Here is a 16,522-nt window from a genome sequence, read left to right on the forward strand (position 1 = left end):
CCGGTCCGGACCAGCGTGCCGCGCACATGAACCGGCCGATCCGACGGGTCATGCTGGTCTGCGGCGCGCTGTTCGCCGGCCTGCTGGTCAACGCGAACTGGGTGCAGGTCGGCGAGCAGCGCAGCCTCAAGCAGGAGCCCACGAACAGCCGTGAGATCGCCGCGCGCCTGGACCGCCAGCGCGGGATGATCCTCGCCGGCTCCACCACGATCGCCTCGTCGACGCCGGTGGACGACGAGTTCAAGTACCTGCGTCAGTACGCGGACGGCCCGCTCTACGCGCCGCTGACCGGCTACTACACGCTCTACAGCRCGACCGGGTTGGAACGGTCGGAGAACCTGTTCCTCAGCGGTGACGACGACCGGCTGCTGGCCAGCCGGGTGAGCTCGTTGTTCTCCGGCTCGGAACGCAAGGGCGGCGCGGTGGTCACCACGATCGACCCGGCGGTCCAGCAGGCCGCCTCGCAGGCGCTGGCGGGCCGCAAGGGCGCGGTGGTCGCGCTCGACCCGCGCACCGGCGCGGTCCTCGCCATGGTGACGGCGCCGAYGTACGACCCGAACTCGCTGGCCGGTCACGACGTGAACACCGTCCAGCAGCAGTACAACACCCTCAGCGGAGACGACAACGAGCCGTTGCTGAACCGGGCCGCGCAGCAGACCTACCCGCCCGGCTCCACCTTTAAGATCATTACCGCCGCCGCGGCCCTCTCCACCGGGAACTACAACCCGGATTCGGTGATCCCGGCGCCGGACCGGCTGCCGCTGCCGCAGAGCACCGTCGAGCTGCCGAACTTCGGCGGCGAGCGGTGCGGCAACGGCCAGACCGACACGCTGATCCACGCCCTGGCGATCTCCTGCAACACCGCGTTCGCGCAGCTCGGCATGGACCTCGGCGGTGACAAGCTGCGGGAACAGGCCGACGCGTTCGGCTTCGACACCACGATCGACAAGTTCGAGCTGCCACAGGCCAAGAGCGTCTTCCCGAGCTCCCTGGACAAGCCGGAGACCGCGCAGTCCGCGATCGGCCAGTTCAACGTGCGGGTCACCCCGCTGCAGATGGCACAGGTGGTCGCGGCGATCGCGAACGACGGGCGGATGATGAAGCCGTTCGTCGTGCAGGAACTTCAGGGACCTGACCTCAAGCGGATCGCCCAGACCGAACCGAAGGAACTTGGCCAGCCCATCAACTCTCAGGTGGCCGACCAGCTGACTACCATGATGAAGTCCGTGGTCACGTCGGGTACTGGCCGGAAAGCACAGATCAGCGGCGTGTCGGTGGCAGGGAAGACCGGTACCGCCGAACATGGGGCGAACGAGCCGCCACACGCGTGGTTCGTTGGTTTCGCCCCAGCCGACAACCCCACCATCGCCATCGCGGTCGTCGTCGAGGACGGCGGCGGAGAAGTCGGGACCGGCGGTGCCATCGCTGCCCCGATCGCGCAGAAGGTCATGCAGACCGCATTGGACGTTCGAGGATGAACAACCCGTCGGGTCAGCCCACCCATCAGCCAGCCCAGCCGTTCGCCGGAGCAGTTCCGCCGAACACCGTGCTCGACAACCGCTACCGCCTCGACGGCCGGATCGCCACCGGCGGCATGGGCGAGGTATGGCGGGGCGTCGACCAGACCCTCGGCCGGCCGGTCGCGGTCAAGCTGCTGCGCCCGGAGTACGCCAGCGACGAGTCCTTTCTCGTCCGCTTCCGCGGCGAGGCCCGCCATGCCGCCCGGCTCTCGCACCCGGGCATCGCCTCCGTCTACGACTACGGCGAGGTCGCGACCGTCGACGACCATCCGACCGCCTACCTGGTGATGGAGCTGGTCGAGGGCGAGCCACTGTCGGCGGTCCTGCACCGGGAGAAACGGCTCTCGCCCGAGCGGATGCTCGACGTCCTCGGGCAGTCGGCGGACGCGCTGGAGGCCGCGCACGCGCTCGGCATCGTGCACCGCGACATCAAGCCGGGCAACCTGCTGATCCGCACCGACGGCGCGGTCAAGGTCACCGACTTCGGGATCGCGCGGGCCGTCGACGCGGCCCCGCTGACCGCGACYGGGATCATGATGGGCACGGCGTACTACGTCTCGCCCGAGCAGGCGTCCGGGCGCCCGGTCACCCCGGCCAGCGACGTGTACTCGCTGGGTGTGGTCGCCTACGAGTGCCTGGCCGGGCGCAGGCCGTTCGACGACCGCAACCCGATCGTCGTGGTCATGGCGCACCAGCAGGACACGCCGCCGCCGCTGCCGAACGACGTGCCCTACCAGGTGCGCGCGCTGGTCGAGCAGGCGATGGCGAAGAACCCGGCACGCCGGCCGTCGTCCGCCGGCGCGTTCGCGCGCAGCGCCGCCGGCATCCGCCGCGAGGTGTTCGCCTCCGAGCCGCGCTGGACCCCCGGCGCCGGCGTGAGCCCCGACATGACGGCGCGCCACCCCGGCCCCTCGGGGCCGCCACCGCGCGGCCGGACCAGGACGCCCTCCTGGGTGGCCGACAGCCCCGCCGGCGTTCCCGCCGGAGACTCGGCGGCCTACCCCGGCGCCGCGCGCCCCGGCTACCCCGTCGCGGCACCCGTGGCCCAGGGCGGTCACGCCGGCGCCGGAGGGCCCGGACGCGGCACTCCCAGCCCGGCGACGACGCACCAGCCCGGCGCCACCGGCTACCAGCCGGGCGCCACGGCCTACCAGCAGGGCGCGCCGGGCTACCAGCCTGGGGCGACCGCCTACCAGCCGGGCGGTGGCTACCAGCCGCGCGGCGGGACCGGTTACCAGCAGGGCGCCACCGGCTACCAGCCGGCCGCCTACCAGCAGGAACAGCCAGGGCACAGCGCCTACCAGCCGTCCCCGACGGCCTACCAGCCGACCGCCGCCGGTTCCTGGGAGTCCGACGACCAGCTGGCCGAGACCGGGCTGGCGGCGTCACGCCCCGCCGTGGCCGACGTCGAGGACGCCGAGCCGGGCGGCTGGCAGCCAGGCCGGGCGGCGAGCCGGCGGGCCGCCGCCGGACGGGCCGGCGCCGGACGCGCCGGAGCCGCCGACGGGCGACGCCGACGGCTCACCCTGCCGGTACTGATCGTCCTGCTGCTGATCACAGTGGCTGTCACCGCGCTCATCACGCGCTCCCTCGCCAGCTCGAGTCCTTCCTCGCATGCGGCGGCCTCCGTCACACAGGCGGTGACGACCGGTCCCGGTGGTGGTGGGATCGTCGTCGGGGAGGGAATGGCTGGTGTCTGATGTGACAGAGATGTACGGAACAGAGCCACGGCTCGTCGGTGGCCGGTACGAGCTGGGTGCCGGCATCGGCTACGGCGGCATGGCCGAGGTCTACCGCGGCCGCGACATCCGCCTGGGCCGGGACGTCGCCGTCAAGGTGCTGCGCTCGGACCTCGCACGCGACCCGAACTTCCTCAAGCGCTTCCAGCGGGAGGCGCAGTCCGCCGCGGGTCTCAACCACCCGGCGATCGTGTCGACCTACGACACCGGCGAGGACGTCATCAACGGCGTCCATCTGCCGTACATCGTCATGGAGTTCATCGAGGGGCGCACGCTGCGGGAGGTGCTCCAGCAGGAGGGGCCGTTCCCCGAGCGCCGGGCGATGGAGATCACGTCCGACATCTGCGCCGCGCTCGACTACAGCCACCGCCTGGGCATCATCCACCGGGACGTCAAGCCGGCGAACGTGATGCTCAGCCCGGACGGCTCGATCAAGGTGATGGACTTCGGCATCGCCAAGGCCAACAACGCGACCTCGTCGACGATGACGGCCACGCAGGCCGTCATCGGCACCGCCCAGTACCTCTCCCCGGAACAGGCACGCGGCGCCAAGGTCGACGCGCGCAGCGACGTCTACTCCACCGGCGTGCTGCTCTACGAGCTGATCACCGGCGAGCCGCCGTTCCGTGGCGACAACCCGGTCGCCGTCGCCTACCAGCACGTCCGGGAGCTGCCCGACCCGCCGTCGCGGCGCAACCCGCAGCTGTCCGCCACGGCGGACGCGGTCACGCTCAAGGCGCTCGAGAAGGAGCCGGACGACCGGTACGCGACCGCCGGGGAGATGCGCGACGACCTCGAGCGCGCGATCGCCGGCCGGCGCGTCTTCGCCCAGCTGCCCTCACCGCGGCCGACCGCCGGCGGGGTTGGCGGGGCCTCCGCGGCGGCCACCCAGCTGGCCCCGGGCGGCTACGGCGACGACTACCGGGGCGGCACCACCGGCGGCGGCTCCCGTTATGGCGACACGGGCTACCGCGACACCGGYTATCGCCAGACGGGCTACCGCGACACGGGCTACGACGACCAGACCGGCCCCTACCCGACCGGCGGCTACGACGACGGCTACGACGACGACCAGCACACGCGGATCGGCAACTACGGCGGCCGCTACGACGACGAGTTCGACCGGGCCGGCGCCCCCGGCACGCCCGACCGCTACGGCACGGGAGGCGGCCCGGCCGCGCCTGGGCCCCAGCGCGGCTCCAACGCATGGAAGTGGGTGCTCGCCGGGCTCGCGGTCGTGCTCACCTTCGTCGTCGTCTCGCTGGTGGCGACGTCGCTGGTCGGCAACGACAAGGGCGATGACGGCGACACGGCGAGCACCGGCCAGGCGACGATCCCGCAGGGCCTGAAGGGCCAAGCACAGACGGTGGTGGAGGACCGACTGAAAGCGTTGGAGTTCACCAACATCACGATCGAAGAGGTCAAGACCGCCGACGCCCCGAAGGACGTGGAACGGCCCGTCATCGACGTCGACCCGGCCGAGGGCAGCAAGATCGACAAGACGGCGAAGATCACCCTTACAGTCGCGATCCTGCCGGACGCGAAGGTCATCCCGAACGTAACCGGCATGAGCAAGAACGACGCGGTGGGCACCCTGACAGACGCGGGCTTCAAGCCTGACGTCGAGGACTTCGTCGGCCAGGCCACCCACAACCCGGGCACGGTGGAGAAGACCGACCCGGCGGGCGGCCAGTCGGCCTCCCCGGGCAGCAAGATCACGGTCTGGGTGGTCAGCTCGAAGGTCAACGTCGGTAGCTACATAGGCCAGCCGGTCGCCACCGCCCAGGCTGAACTGGACAAGCTCGGGCTCAAGTACACGGTCAGCGAGCGGGCCCTCGCCGACCAGCCGCAGGGCACCGTCCTCGACCAGAACCCGAAGAACGTGGCCGTCAACCGCGGCGACACGATCAGTCTGGTAGTCGCGGGGCAGCCGGCCCCCACCGAGACGCCCTCGCCGACGGTCAAGCCGAGCTCCAAGCCACCCACCAGCGGACCGCCGACCACCGAGCCGCCGCCCACCACGCCCGAGGGCGGCACCGGGGCACCCACCACCGAGCCCGGCCCTGGCGGGAACCAGTAGCGACAACAAGGCACTGACCGCCTCGGTGGCTCGGCCCTGACTGAACCCTGGCCGAGCCACCGGGATACCCGGAAGACAAGTGGGAGGCGGGAACGGCATGCGCATCCTGGTCGTCGACAACTACGACTCGTTCGTCTTCAACCTCGTCCAGTACCTGGGGCAGCTCGAGGCCGAGTGCCTGGTGCTCCGCAACGACGAGGTGGAGCCGGAGCTCATCGGCGGGCTCGGGGTGGACGGCGTGCTGCTCTCCCCCGGTCCGGGCACGCCGGAGGCGGCGGGCGCCACCATCCCGATGGTGATGGCCGCCGGGTCGGCCGGCCTGCCCGTCTTCGGCGTCTGCCTCGGGCACCAGGCGATCGGGGTCGCGTTCGGCGCGACCGTCGACCGCGCGCCCGAGCTGCTGCACGGCAAGACCTCGGTCGTCCACCACGACGGCGCCGGGGTGCTCGCGGACCTGCCGAGCCCGTTCATCGCGACCCGCTACCACTCGCTCGCGGTGGAGGAGTCCACCCTGCCGCCGGAGATCGAGGTGACCGCCCGGACGGAGAGCGGTGTCGTGATGGCCATGCGGCACCGGACGCTGCCGATCGAGGGCGTCCAGTTCCACCCCGAGTCGGTGCTCACCCAGGGCGGCCACCTGATGCTCGCCCGCTGGCTCGAGTCCTGCGGCGACGGCGGCGCCGCCCGCCGGCTGGCCCCCGCCCTGTCCACCGAGGTCGAGACCCTGCGCCAGGCCGMCTTCGCCTGAACCCGCCAGACATGATCACGGTTTCAGCCCTCGGGTGGTCGTAATCGCCGTTTCACGACCATCAGAGGGCACAGCCGGCGATCACGCGACGGATGGGCGCGGCGGTCGCCGGGTCAGCCGGGCAGCGGGGTGGCGTAGCGGGCGCTGGGCAGGCTCGCGGCGGGGAAGGTGGCGTTCGGGACCATCCTGACGTCGTAGCCGAGGCCATAGGCGTCGACGTACTGGCGGTACAGCACCACGTCGGGATCGTCCTCAAGGGCGGTGCCGAGTCGGTGCTGATCGCCGATCGCCGAGATCACGAACGGCGGGGCGTAGACGCCGTCCTCCAGCCGCAGCGTGTTCCCGACGCACCGGACCGCGGTGCGCGCGGTCACCCGTTTCCCCATGATCGTCATGGCCCGAGCGCCGCCGGCCCAGAGCGCGTTGACCACCGCCTGCACATCCTGCTGGTGCACGACGAGGTCGTCCGCGACGGGCGGGCGCAACCCGGGCGGGAAGGGCCCGGCGCGCCGCTCCCTCGGGGTGTCGTCCAGCGTCACCGTCACCGCCGCTCCGTGGGTCTCGGCGAGCCCCGCCTGTTCCAGCGCGCCGGCCGAAGGCGCCCGTGCGGCGCTGGAGGGAGCGACGGCGGTGGGCGGCGCGTCCGGGCCGGCCGCGCGCAGCTGGGCGAGCCGCCCACGAGCCCGGTCGACACCCGCCCGGTCGGCGGCGACGACGTCGGCGAGGCCGGCGAGACCGGCGCCGTAGGGGCGCGGATCGGCGCGGACGGACGCGCTCCCGCCGTCCCCGCCCGCGGTCACCGCCGCGAGCGCGACGACGAGACCGGCGAACACGGCGCCGAGCATCCCCGCCAGCCGGCGCCGTGGGCGGGCACCCGGCGGGTATGGCCGGTCCACCCGCCACGCCGTCCACCGCACACGCGTCACCCTCCTACGGTGAGGACACTCGCGTCCATCTTGCCGGCCGGTACGGAGCGTCCTTCCCTCGCCGGCCGCCACGCCCTTTCCGGCCTGGTCGGCGCCAGGTTCCCGACCGGGTGCCTTCGGGGGCCCAGGCCAGGCCCAGGTTCCGGCGGCCGGTCCGGCGAGCGCCCGGATTCGCTCCCTCGCGTTGGCGACACCGAAGGCGCCGATAGCGGCCAAGCCCTTACATAGCCAATCAGCGGGGGTGGGAGGGTAGCCTTCTCGCAGTGTTTGTGTAGCCCCCGACGAGGAGAATCTTCCGTGCCCGAGTCGCGACGTCGCAAGCCGAAGAAGTCCACCTCGGCCCGTCCCACCACGACCGTCGCCGCGAAGCGCCGGGCGCCCTCGCCACGCTGGTTCGGCGGGATGATCCTGGCGTTCTTCCTGATCGGGATCGCCTACCTGCTGACGTACTACTTCTCCAACGGCGGCGTCCTGGGGATGGAGTCGCTGGGCGGCTGGAACATCCTGATCGGATTCGGTTTTGTGGTAATTGGCCTGGGCGTGGCCACCCAGTGGCACTAGTCGCCCTCGCGCGACACCTGGAAATGCCCGGCGCCACGACCCGGCTGGTCGTGGCGCCGTCGGCGAAGTTGCACGGCTGAGATTTATCCACAACCGTTGTCCACATGTGTGGATAGAGGTCCACCATAACAACGGAACGCAAAGTAGCGAACTAGCTACCCGATGTGGTCAGGCCGCGCGGAAGGTGGGCGAGGATCCCGGCCACGGTCTCGTCYGGGTCCTCGACACCGATGATGAAGCGCTCGAACTCGCTGTCGGGGGCGAGCGTCACGACGACCGCTGGCCGGCCGCGGTAGATGGCGACGAAGTCCTTGCCGCCGCGATGGCGCCAGGTGCCGATCGCGATCACGCCGGGCACCCCCGTCCCGGGGGCACGGATGCCGCGCAGCTCGCCGAACGGGTGCGGCGAGACCCGCACGTCGACGATCTCCCCGAGCGCGGCCGACACGTCCCCCCGCAGCGCCGCGAGCCGCTCCTTCTGGCTGAGCACGACCTCGACCCGACCGCCCGCGACCTCCACCTTCGCCACAACCCCATGCTAGAAGCAGCGCGGCCGTACGCGGTAATCGGCGCGTCTGGTGCGCTATGCCGGTCCGGACCTGTGTCTCTGGTTCGCTCCGTCCGGGCACGGCGCTACGGCCCCGTACTCGCTTCGCTCCCACGGGACCTCCGCGCCGTGTCCTCCTGCGCTCACGGGCGCTCCGGCGACCTCGCTGCGGCCCGACCATGTTCGCTTCGCTCCATGGCCGGGCCTCCGCGCGGCGCGCCTCCGCGCCCAGCTCGGTTGCGTGCCGCTGGAACGTCACCAGTCCGGGGCTGGTTGACACACCTGTCAGGTGGACGGAGAAGGGCGGGCGTAGGCCTCGGCGTCCTCGGCGCGGATGACGTACATGACCGCGGTGATCAGTGCCAGGTGGGTGAAGGCCTGGGGGAAGTTGCCCAGATGGCGGCCGGTCGCCGGGTCGACCTCCTCGGCGAACAGGTCCAGGGGGCTCGCCATGGACAGCAGGCGCTCGCACAGCTGCCGGGCGCGGTGCAGCTCGCCGATCTCCACGAGCGCGGACACCAGCCAGAACGAGCAGATCAGGAAGGCGCCCTCCTCGCCGCCCACGCCGTCGTCGGTCTCGTCCGTGCGGTAACGCAGCACGAGGCCGTCGACGGTCAGCTCGTCGGCGATCGCCAGCACCGTGGCCTTGACCCGGTCGTCGGAGGAGGGCAGGAAGCCGAGCAGCGGCACGAGCAGGGCGGACGCGTCGAGCGACTTCGACCCGTAGTACTGGGTGAACACGCCTCGATCGTCGACACCGTGGGCGCAGACGTCGGCGTGGATCTCCTCGGCGATGGTCTTCCAGCGGGCCGCGGACTTCACGTCGCCGCGCATCTGGGCGAGCCGGCGGCCCCGGTCGAGCGCGACCCAGCACATGACCTTCGACGTGGTGAAGTGCCTGGGCTCGCCGCGGACCTCCCAGATGCCGCGGTCCGGCTCCCGCCAGTGGGCGGCCGCGGACTCGACGAGCCGAGCGAGCACCGGCCACAGCCGCTCGGAGAGGTAGTCCCGCGACTTGGTGTGCAGGTAGACCGAGTCGAGCACGGTGCCCCACAYGTCGTGCTGACGCTGCTTGTAGGCGTCGTTCCCGACGCGCACCGGGGTGGCCCCGTCGTAGCCGGACAGGTGCCCGAGAACCCGCTCCTGCAGGTCGGACTCGCCGCCGACCCGATACATCACCTGGATGTCACCGTTCTCCTCGCAGACATCGGCGATAAACGAGAAGAAGTCGTTCGCCTCGTAGTCGAGCCCGAGCGTGTAGAGGCCCCACAGCGCGAACGTCGAGTCGCGGATCCAGCTGTACCGGTAGTCCCAGTTGCGCTGGCCCTGGGGAGTCTCGGGCAGCGAGGTGGTCGCGGCCGCGAGCAGCGCGCCGGTGGGGGCGTAGGTGAGGCCCTTGAGCGCGAGCGCGCTGCGCTGCAGGTGCCGCCGCCAGGGATGGTCGGGGAACATGCCGCGCGAGAGCCACTGCCGCCAGAACTCGGTGGTGGACTCGACGGCCGCCATGGCCTGCGCGTAGGTCCCGGGCAGCATCGGCTCCTGCGCCCGCCAGGTGAGCGCCACGAACGCCGTGTCGCCCTCCTTGAGGGTGGTGCGCACCAGGGCGCGTCGGCCGTCGAAGCCGAGCCGCAGGTCGGTGCGCAGCCGCAGCGTGAGGCCGGTGTGGGCGTTGGAGATGACGCCGGACGAGTAGCCGTCGCCCTCGTACTCCCAGGACTCGGGCTGGCGGCCGTAGTCGAAGTTCGGCTCGCAGACGAGGCTCAGATCGACCTCGCCATGCTCGCAGCGCGCCGTGCGCAGCAGCACGTGCTCGGCGTCCCAGTCCATCGGGGTGCGCCGCAGCGTCTTGGACCGGGCCGCGGTGCGGTGCCAGCGGCCGACGACCAGACAGTCGGTGACGATCAGCCAGCCGTTCGGCGTCTGCCAGGTCGTCTCCATGACGTTGGTTCCCGGCAGGTAGCGCCGGCCGGCCGGAATCATGATCCGTTCAGGACCGAACCGGAACCCACCGGCCGAGCGGTCCAGGATCGAGCCGAACACGCTGGGGGCGTCCGGCCGCGGCACGCACATCCACTCGACGTTGCCGCTGGGGGCCACCAGACACGACGTCTCGCAGTCCGACAGGAACGCGTACTCGGCGATCGGCGGGAATGGGCTGCCCCCGAGCCGACGTGTCGGTGAGTGTGCCACCGCGACCACCTCGTCTTTCCTGGGCCCGCGGGGGGGCGCCGGGGAAGAGCCCTGTGCCTCGCGCGGCCCGCCCACTGCCTGGCCCGTCGCCGGTCCCCGCGGCCCGTCCGCTACCAGGGCCTCAGCGACCCCAGAACCATCGCTCATTGTATCGGCGATGAGAGCGMATAGTAATCACACGGGCCATGGCCGGCGGCGGCTCCCGCGACCCGGGCGATTCCGGGCGGCTTTGCCGAGAAAACTGGCATCCAGGTCGGGGGTAAGCCCTTATTCACGGCGGTGAGACACGCGGATAATCTGTCCCCGCGCACGGTGAGGGACCGCATGCTCGGCTGCACCGATGGGTCGACCTCCGCAGAGGTGGAAGGAATGCCAGCATCACGCTCATTCCAGCCTAAGCATGAGGTCAGCGGCCGGCTTTTCCCGCGGCCATCACTGGCCGTGCGTCCGCAGTCCCGGCGACGTTCGGACCCGTGCCCCGAACGCCGCCGGTCCGTGTCCGGTTGTGCCAGCGAGCCTCAGCCCGCTGGTCACGCCGTTGGTCGGCCGCTGTCCGGGTTCGTCCCGTGGCCCGCGTGCCCGCCGTCGGCGACCGGAGGATCCGACCACGGCGTCCACCGCCCCGGCCGGTGGGCGCCGACCCGCAGGTAGTGAAAGGTGACGACATGACGTCCACCGGGCCCATGCTCGCCAGAAGGCACGGCGGCAGCATGCCCATAGCCGCGTCGCTCCCAGCGCGCCCCAGCGGCCGGGAACGGGGCCTGGGTGACGGCCCAGTCCGCGCGGCCCAACCGGCACGACAGGGGGACTTCCCGGCCGTCGGCACGCTCAGGTCAGGCGGCGCGGCGCGGACGGTCGAACCCCGCGGCCCGGCCGGCCCGCCGCGGATCTCGAACATCATCGACGCGTCGGGCCCGTTCCGGCGGCGCGAGCAGGGCGAGCCGCTCCGGCCCGTCGGACCGCCGCGCCCGGTCGAGCAGACCGGCCCGGACGGCGGCCTCACCGTCCCGATCCCACCGGAGTTCCACCCCGAGGGAGACCTGAACGAGCTCCCCACCCCGGGCGGCATCTACGACGCGCTGCTCGGTGGCACCTCCCATCGCCGCGCGGACCGGCGCTGGGCGCTGCGGATCCTGCTGGAGTGGCCGGAGGCGCCCGCCGCGGCGCGGGCGTCCAAGGAGTTCCTCGTCCGGGCCGTGCGGTTCGCCGCCCGCAACGGGGTGAACCAGTTCCTCGCCCTCGGCTGCGGCACGCAGACCGCCGGCCCGGTTCACGAGATCGCCTGCTCGGTGGCGCCGGAAAGCCAGACGGTCTACGTCGATCCGAGCCCGCTGACGGCGATCCGCTCGACGCGCGACGTGCCGACGGAGCAGGCCGCCGTCGTGCGGGCCGACATCACCCAGCCGGCGGAGGTGCTGGCGCACCCGGGCGTACGTGCCCGGCTGGACGTCACCCGCCCGCTCGCCCTCGTCGCCGTGCCCGGGCTGCCACAGATCGCCGACCACGAGGACCCGCGCGGCATGCTGCTCGGCTACCGGGAGGCCACCGCCCGGGGCAGCCTGCTGATCTTCTCCCAGCTCTGCGACGAGAGCTCCGCGCGCGGGCTGCGCGGGGTGCTCGCGCGGGCCGGCCTGCCTGGCTGTCCTCGACCGCACGCGCAGACCGTCAGTCTGGTCAGTACCTGGGAGCCGATCGAGCCGGGCCTGGTCCCGGCCGAGGAGTGGCACGCGCCGGATGAGCGCTCCCGCCCTCACATCGGCCGGCTGCCCGTCTACGCCTCGATCGGCTGGCACTGACGCGGTTGGCATCGGCGCGGCTGGCATCGACGTGGCTGCTGTCGACGCGGCTGGCGCTGGCAGCCCTCACCGGCCGGCCGAAGATCAGCTGCCGGTAAGGGACGTCAGGCTCTGGGAGTTCAGGACCGCGGCGGCCAACAKCAGGGCCACGACGGCGCCGGTGCCGACCGCCTGCAGAACCACGCGCCGCGAGGGAACGTAGGCGTAGAGCAGGCCCAGCAGCAGTCCGGTGCCGAGACCACCGAGATGTCCCCATTTGTCAATGCCGGAGATCGTGAACGTGAGTATCAGGTTGATCCCGACGACGATGAGGATCTGGTTGGTGTTCAGCCGCATCCGACGCGCGATCAGGTAGTAGGCGGCGAAGAATCCGAAGATCGCCGTGGACGCGCCGTAGGAGAACGTCTGCTCCCCGGACATCAGGTAACTGAATGTGTTACCGCCGATCGCGCAGGCGAAGAACAGCGCCAGGTACCGTACCCGGCCGAGGATCGCCTCGAGCTGCATTCCGAGCAGGAACAGCGCGTACATGTTGAACAGGATGTGCAGGAGGCTRCCGTGCAGGAACGCGGCGGTGACCAGGCGGTAGTACTCGTGGTTCTCTGCGATCTTGAAACCGAGMAGCGAGTAGTCCACGGTGAACCGGTTGGCCCGGTTGGAGCTTGTCAGCCCCGGCAGGCCCTGTAGCACGTACGCGACGAGACACAGACCCATCAGGATCTTCGTGACCAGGCCCGGCGACGCCTGGGTGCGGCTGCCGAGCTCGGTGCGCGGCGCCTGCTTCGCCGAGCCTTCCTCCTCCGGGCAGTGGAAGCCGACCGAGGCCGGGCGCATGCAGTCCGGGCAGATCGGCCGGCCGCAGCGCTGGCAGACGACATACGCGTCCCGCTGCGGGTGGCGGTAGCAACGCGTCTGCTGCCCGGGCGTTTCGGGGCCCGATCCCTGACCGGCGCCGCCGTCGCCGGCGGGCCGCGCGTCCCGGTCGGCCCCCCGCATCGGGGCATCGTCAACCCGCGGCGCGCCCCAGGACATCCGGGGGAGCTGTGGCGCGGGTGGCGGCGCCCAGCCGGCGTGCCCAGGCGGCAGGCCGCCCGGCGGCCTGGCATCGTCCGCCGCATGAGGCTGCCGGCCGGCGTCGGCCGAGCCATCCGGCCTGGGTGACGCGACCGGGGAGGCCGGCGCGGACGAGGCCCCCGCCGACGGCTCCCCCGCGTCGGCGGGACGAGCCCAAGGGGAGCGCTCGCCGTCCGCGGCCGGCGCGCCCTGCCCGGGCCCCGCGTCGCCGGCGCCCGACGCCGCCAGCCCCGAGCCGGTCGCCGGCTCGGGCTCGGTGCCCTGCGCGGTCACCACGCCACCCCCTCCGGGCCAGCTGGCCCGCGTCCCTGTCCGTCCGAGTCCTTCGGCCTGTCCACACTGTCCAGCTCGAGCCTCCAGACGTGCGAGGCCCGGTCATCGTCACGCCGCCGTCGGCGACGTCGACGAACGCCTCCGGCCGAGGTCGGCACCAGGGAGGCGTGGACATGGTCACGGCCACGCCTCCCGGGCGGTACGGCCAGCTAGGCGGGGCGACGCTCGACGGCGATCTCCTCGATCACCACGTCGGTGCGCGGCCGGTCCTGCTGACCGGTCGGGACCTTGGCGATCGCGTCGACGACGTCGGTGCCCCGGGTGACCTCACCGAAGATGGTGTGCTTGCGGTTCAGCCAGTCGGTCGCGGCGACGGTGATGAAGAACTGCGAGCCGTTCGTGCCGGGGCCGGCGTTCGCCATGGCCAGCAGGTACGGCCGGTCGAACGACAGGTCCGGGTGGAACTCGTCGGCGAACTTGTAGCCCGGGCCGCCGCGGCCGTTGCCCAGCGGGTCGCCACCCTGGAGCATGAAGTTCGGGATGACGCGGTGGAAGATCGTGCCGCTGTAGAGCGGGGTGCCGGTCTTCTTCTCACCCGTGCTCGGGTCGGTCCAGTCCTGCTCGCCGGTGGCGAGACCGACGAAGTTGCGAACCGTCTTCGGAGCGTGATCCGGGAACAGCCGGATCTCGATGTCGCCCTGAGTCGTCCGCAGCGTCGCGTACAGCTCCTCGGCCATGTGTCTCTCTTCTCTTCGTGTCCGCGGGCCGCCTGGCCCGCGTCGGATTGGCGTCACCGGCCGCATACCCATCCGGAAGACGACTGCGCGCCGCGTGGCGTTCCGGCGGCGCGTGGCGCGCTTCCCTCGGGACCGCGGCTCCCTTGTGTCGGCTTGGCTCGGCTCAGCCGGGCGCGGGGCTCGGCAGCGAGGCTCGCCCGCCGGCGAAGCTCGCGGGCGCGGGGCAGGCCGACCAGACGTCAACGAACCCGCCGGCCCTGCGTCGCCCCGGCGCGGCCGCCCCGAACCGGCCGCACTGACGACGATCGTATGTGCCGCTCACGCACCCGCGGTGTGACAGCTGGAAGGGGCCGAGCGCCCGACAGACATCCCACTGGCCACGGCGCCAGGCCGTCGGCGGTCGCGATGCCGTTCTCGCGACCAATGTGCGCAACCAAGCCACCGATGGTGACGGCGCATCAGCGCGGCACCAACCCAGCCATCTCGTCTGCCCATCCCCAGCGCGACCACCCTCATATGCCAGTACCCGTTACCACGTGGGGAGGGCGCCCAGCGCCCGACACCCGGCGAGCGCGCCCAGCGCCTCGCCGCGACAAGGGCAGCCCCAGGCGCGAGAGTGCTACCAGCACTACACAGAGTGAAGGTGATGTGTGGCGGCGGTCGGGGGGATCCCCGGGGCAGACATCGCCGGCCCCGCGCTCTGGTCACCGCGCCGGCCCACTCGATCCGTCACGCGGACCGGCGGAGACCAGGCGGCGGGCAGGCAGGGGTCGGCTCGTCCCACCACGCCATGAGGCAACGCCAGGAGAGGGAGACCGATGGGTAGCAGTTTGCGGAACCGGCTCTCGCGCGTCACCGGGGCGGCGCCGGGCGACACGAGGCGAGGCCGGGACGCACGCGGCCAGGACCGCGGCGGCGTCATGCGCCGCCTGCGTCCTGGCGGCGTGGTCGAGCAGCGATCCGGCCGCGGCCACGACGGCGGCGGGCCGATCTCGGGCCTGCTCGGCACGTCGCAGTTGTTCGGCGGTGCCGGCTCGGGCGCTCCCGGCCACGCGGGGATCCGCGCGGCCTTCGGCGACGGCGGGCAGGAGTGGCAGGCCGGCCTCCAGACGGCCGCGCGAGGCGCCGCGGGCAGGGCCGGCTCGGCGGTCACCGGCGCGGCGGGACTCGCCGCCCGCGCCAGCCAGTCGGCGGCCTCCGCGACCCGGGACGCCAGCAGCACGCTGGCTCACCGGATGTCCGACGCCTCCACCCGCATGTCGGAGCGGTCCGACCGGATGTCGGAGCGCTCCGACGCCGACCTGGGCTGGGCGGCGAGCCGGCTCGGCGAGCGGCCGAGGCGCGAGCGTGGGCGGTCCTGGGACGAGCAGCACGACCGGCCGTCGTGGGAGACGCCCGGCCAGCGGCCGTGGGGCGAGCTTGACGCGGCGGCGCGGGGTGGTCGCGGTTGGCTGGGACGACGGCGGGAGACCATGGCGCCCGGCGAGGAGATCGCCGGGCGCGTCGAGGGACGGTCTGGCCGCCTGGCCGGGCGCGGCCAGGCGTGGGGCGAGGAGGGCCGCCAGGAGCGGTTCTCGGGGGAACGCGGGCAGCGCCGCGAGCAGCCCAGCGGCCGGGGTCGGGGCGCGGGCCGGCGCGGCGAGTGGGGCGAGGAGCGGGGCGAGCGGGGCGAGCGGGGCGAGCGGGGCGAGCGGGCCCGCTTCGGCGACGTGGCGTCGCGGGAGCGGGGCGGCGAGCCGGCGCGGTGGGCCATTCCGGAGGGGCTCTCCTGGGAGGAGCTCAGCGGCGGGCAGGAGCGGGTGCGCGGCGTGTCCAAGCGGCACCAGCGGCGGATCGAGAAGGCCCAGTCCGCGGCCGATGACCGTACCCAGCGTGCCTACGAGGCCAGCGAGCGGGCCATGCGGCACAGCCACTCGCGCCGCGCGCGCAAGTCGGAGCAGAAGGCGACGGTGCAGGCCGACCGCGCCCAGCGCCTGCTGGAGCAGCACCTCACCCGGGCCGAGCACCGGATGGCCCAGTCGCACCAGCGCCGTCGGCGCGGGGTGGGCCTGCTGCTCCTGGCGGGAGCGGGCGCCGGCGCCGCCGTGGCCGCTCGCCGGTACCTGGGACAGCGGGGAGCCGGCCAGCCGGCCACGTCGCGCGAGGAGCAGGCCGGTCAGCGGCCGATGCCGACGACCCCTGGCGGGTTCCCGGGCACCGACCGGCTCTCGGAGCGGATGGCGAGCGACGCCACCTCCGGCCGGATCGAGGAGATGCCCGGCGTCGACACGATGAGCGACCCCTCGACGGCCCGTCGTTTCTAAGGCCGGGGTGCTTCGCGCCCTGTCGGCC

Annotated in this window: 12 protein-coding genes; 7 read left to right on the forward strand and 5 right to left on the reverse strand. The window is 72.6% G+C overall.

The features are described from left to right. Positions 1 to 26: 26 nt before the first annotated feature. The 4 genes from BL253_RS12795 (at position 27) to BL253_RS12810 (ending at position 6,087) form a co-directional block, all read left to right on the forward strand. Positions 27 to 1,478 carry a peptidoglycan D,D-transpeptidase FtsI family protein gene (locus BL253_RS12795; protein WP_076816665.1) on the forward strand — a complete coding sequence of 484 codons (1,452 nt, stop codon included), beginning with the start codon at positions 27 to 29 and terminating at the stop codon, positions 1,476 to 1,478. Continuing rightward, on the forward strand, positions 1,475 to 3,220 hold the full coding sequence (locus BL253_RS12800; protein ID WP_076816667.1) for a serine/threonine-protein kinase: 1,746 nt from the start codon (positions 1,475 to 1,477) through the stop codon (positions 3,218 to 3,220). Before BL253_RS12795 ends, BL253_RS12800 begins: the two co-directional genes overlap by 4 nt. Continuing rightward, positions 3,213 to 5,339 (forward strand): Stk1 family PASTA domain-containing Ser/Thr kinase, encoded by a 2,127-nt coding sequence (gene pknB, locus BL253_RS12805; RefSeq protein ID WP_076816669.1) that lies wholly within the window; start codon positions 3,213 to 3,215, stop codon positions 5,337 to 5,339. Before BL253_RS12800 ends, pknB begins: the two co-directional genes overlap by 8 nt. 97 nt (positions 5,340 to 5,436) lie before the next feature. Beyond that, a complete protein-coding gene (locus tag BL253_RS12810; protein WP_076816834.1) occupies positions 5,437 to 6,087 on the forward strand; it encodes an aminodeoxychorismate/anthranilate synthase component II in 651 nt (216 codons plus the stop codon). 113 nt (positions 6,088 to 6,200) lie between these two features. Here BL253_RS12810 and BL253_RS12815 read toward each other — a convergent pair whose 3' ends face one another. Next, positions 6,201 to 7,004 carry a DUF881 domain-containing protein gene (locus tag BL253_RS12815; RefSeq protein ID WP_076816670.1) on the reverse strand — a complete coding sequence of 268 codons (804 nt, stop codon included), beginning with the start codon at positions 7,002 to 7,004 and terminating at the stop codon, positions 6,201 to 6,203. A 306-nt stretch (positions 7,005 to 7,310) separates the two neighbouring features. On the opposite strand from BL253_RS12815, the gene BL253_RS12820 reads away from it, so the two are divergent. After that, positions 7,311 to 7,574, forward strand: coding sequence for a cell division protein CrgA (locus BL253_RS12820; protein WP_071053310.1), 264 nt, complete (start codon positions 7,311 to 7,313; stop codon positions 7,572 to 7,574). 151 nt (positions 7,575 to 7,725) lie between these two features. On the opposite strand, the gene BL253_RS12825 is transcribed toward BL253_RS12820, so the two are convergent. Both BL253_RS12825 and BL253_RS12830 read right to left on the reverse strand, forming a co-directional pair. Then, complete coding sequence (locus BL253_RS12825) at positions 7,726 to 8,103, reverse strand: hypothetical protein (RefSeq protein WP_076816672.1); 378 nt, start codon at positions 8,101 to 8,103, stop codon at positions 7,726 to 7,728. Positions 8,104 to 8,406: 303 nt separating this feature from the next. Beyond that, complete coding sequence (locus BL253_RS12830; RefSeq protein WP_076816836.1) at positions 8,407 to 10,311, reverse strand: glycoside hydrolase family 15 protein; 1,905 nt, start codon at positions 10,309 to 10,311, stop codon at positions 8,407 to 8,409. 665 nt (positions 10,312 to 10,976) lie between these two features. Between BL253_RS12830 and BL253_RS12835 the strand changes: the two genes are divergently transcribed. Continuing rightward, positions 10,977 to 12,107 (forward strand): SAM-dependent methyltransferase, encoded by a 1,131-nt coding sequence (locus BL253_RS12835; RefSeq protein ID WP_076816838.1) that lies wholly within the window; start codon positions 10,977 to 10,979, stop codon positions 12,105 to 12,107. Between the two features lie 84 nt (positions 12,108 to 12,191). Here the strand turns inward: BL253_RS12835 and BL253_RS43695 are convergent, their stop codons facing one another. Both BL253_RS43695 and BL253_RS12845 read right to left on the reverse strand, forming a co-directional pair. Next, on the reverse strand, positions 12,192 to 13,454 hold the full coding sequence (locus BL253_RS43695) for a rhomboid family intramembrane serine protease (RefSeq protein WP_081438276.1): 1,263 nt from the start codon (positions 13,452 to 13,454) through the stop codon (positions 12,192 to 12,194). 209 nt (positions 13,455 to 13,663) lie between these two features. Continuing rightward, complete coding sequence (locus BL253_RS12845) at positions 13,664 to 14,191, reverse strand: peptidylprolyl isomerase (protein ID WP_076816674.1); 528 nt, start codon at positions 14,189 to 14,191, stop codon at positions 13,664 to 13,666. A gap of 818 nt (positions 14,192 to 15,009) precedes the next feature. Here BL253_RS12845 and BL253_RS12850 point away from each other — a divergent pair. Beyond that, positions 15,010 to 16,494, forward strand: coding sequence for a hypothetical protein (locus BL253_RS12850; RefSeq protein WP_131831485.1), 1,485 nt, complete (start codon positions 15,010 to 15,012; stop codon positions 16,492 to 16,494). Positions 16,495 to 16,522: the final 28 nt, after the last annotated feature.

The organism is Pseudofrankia asymbiotica (genome assembly GCF_001983105.1).
In the GTDB taxonomy this organism is placed as follows: Bacteria; Actinomycetota; Actinomycetes; order Frankiales; family Frankiaceae; genus Pseudofrankia; species Pseudofrankia asymbiotica.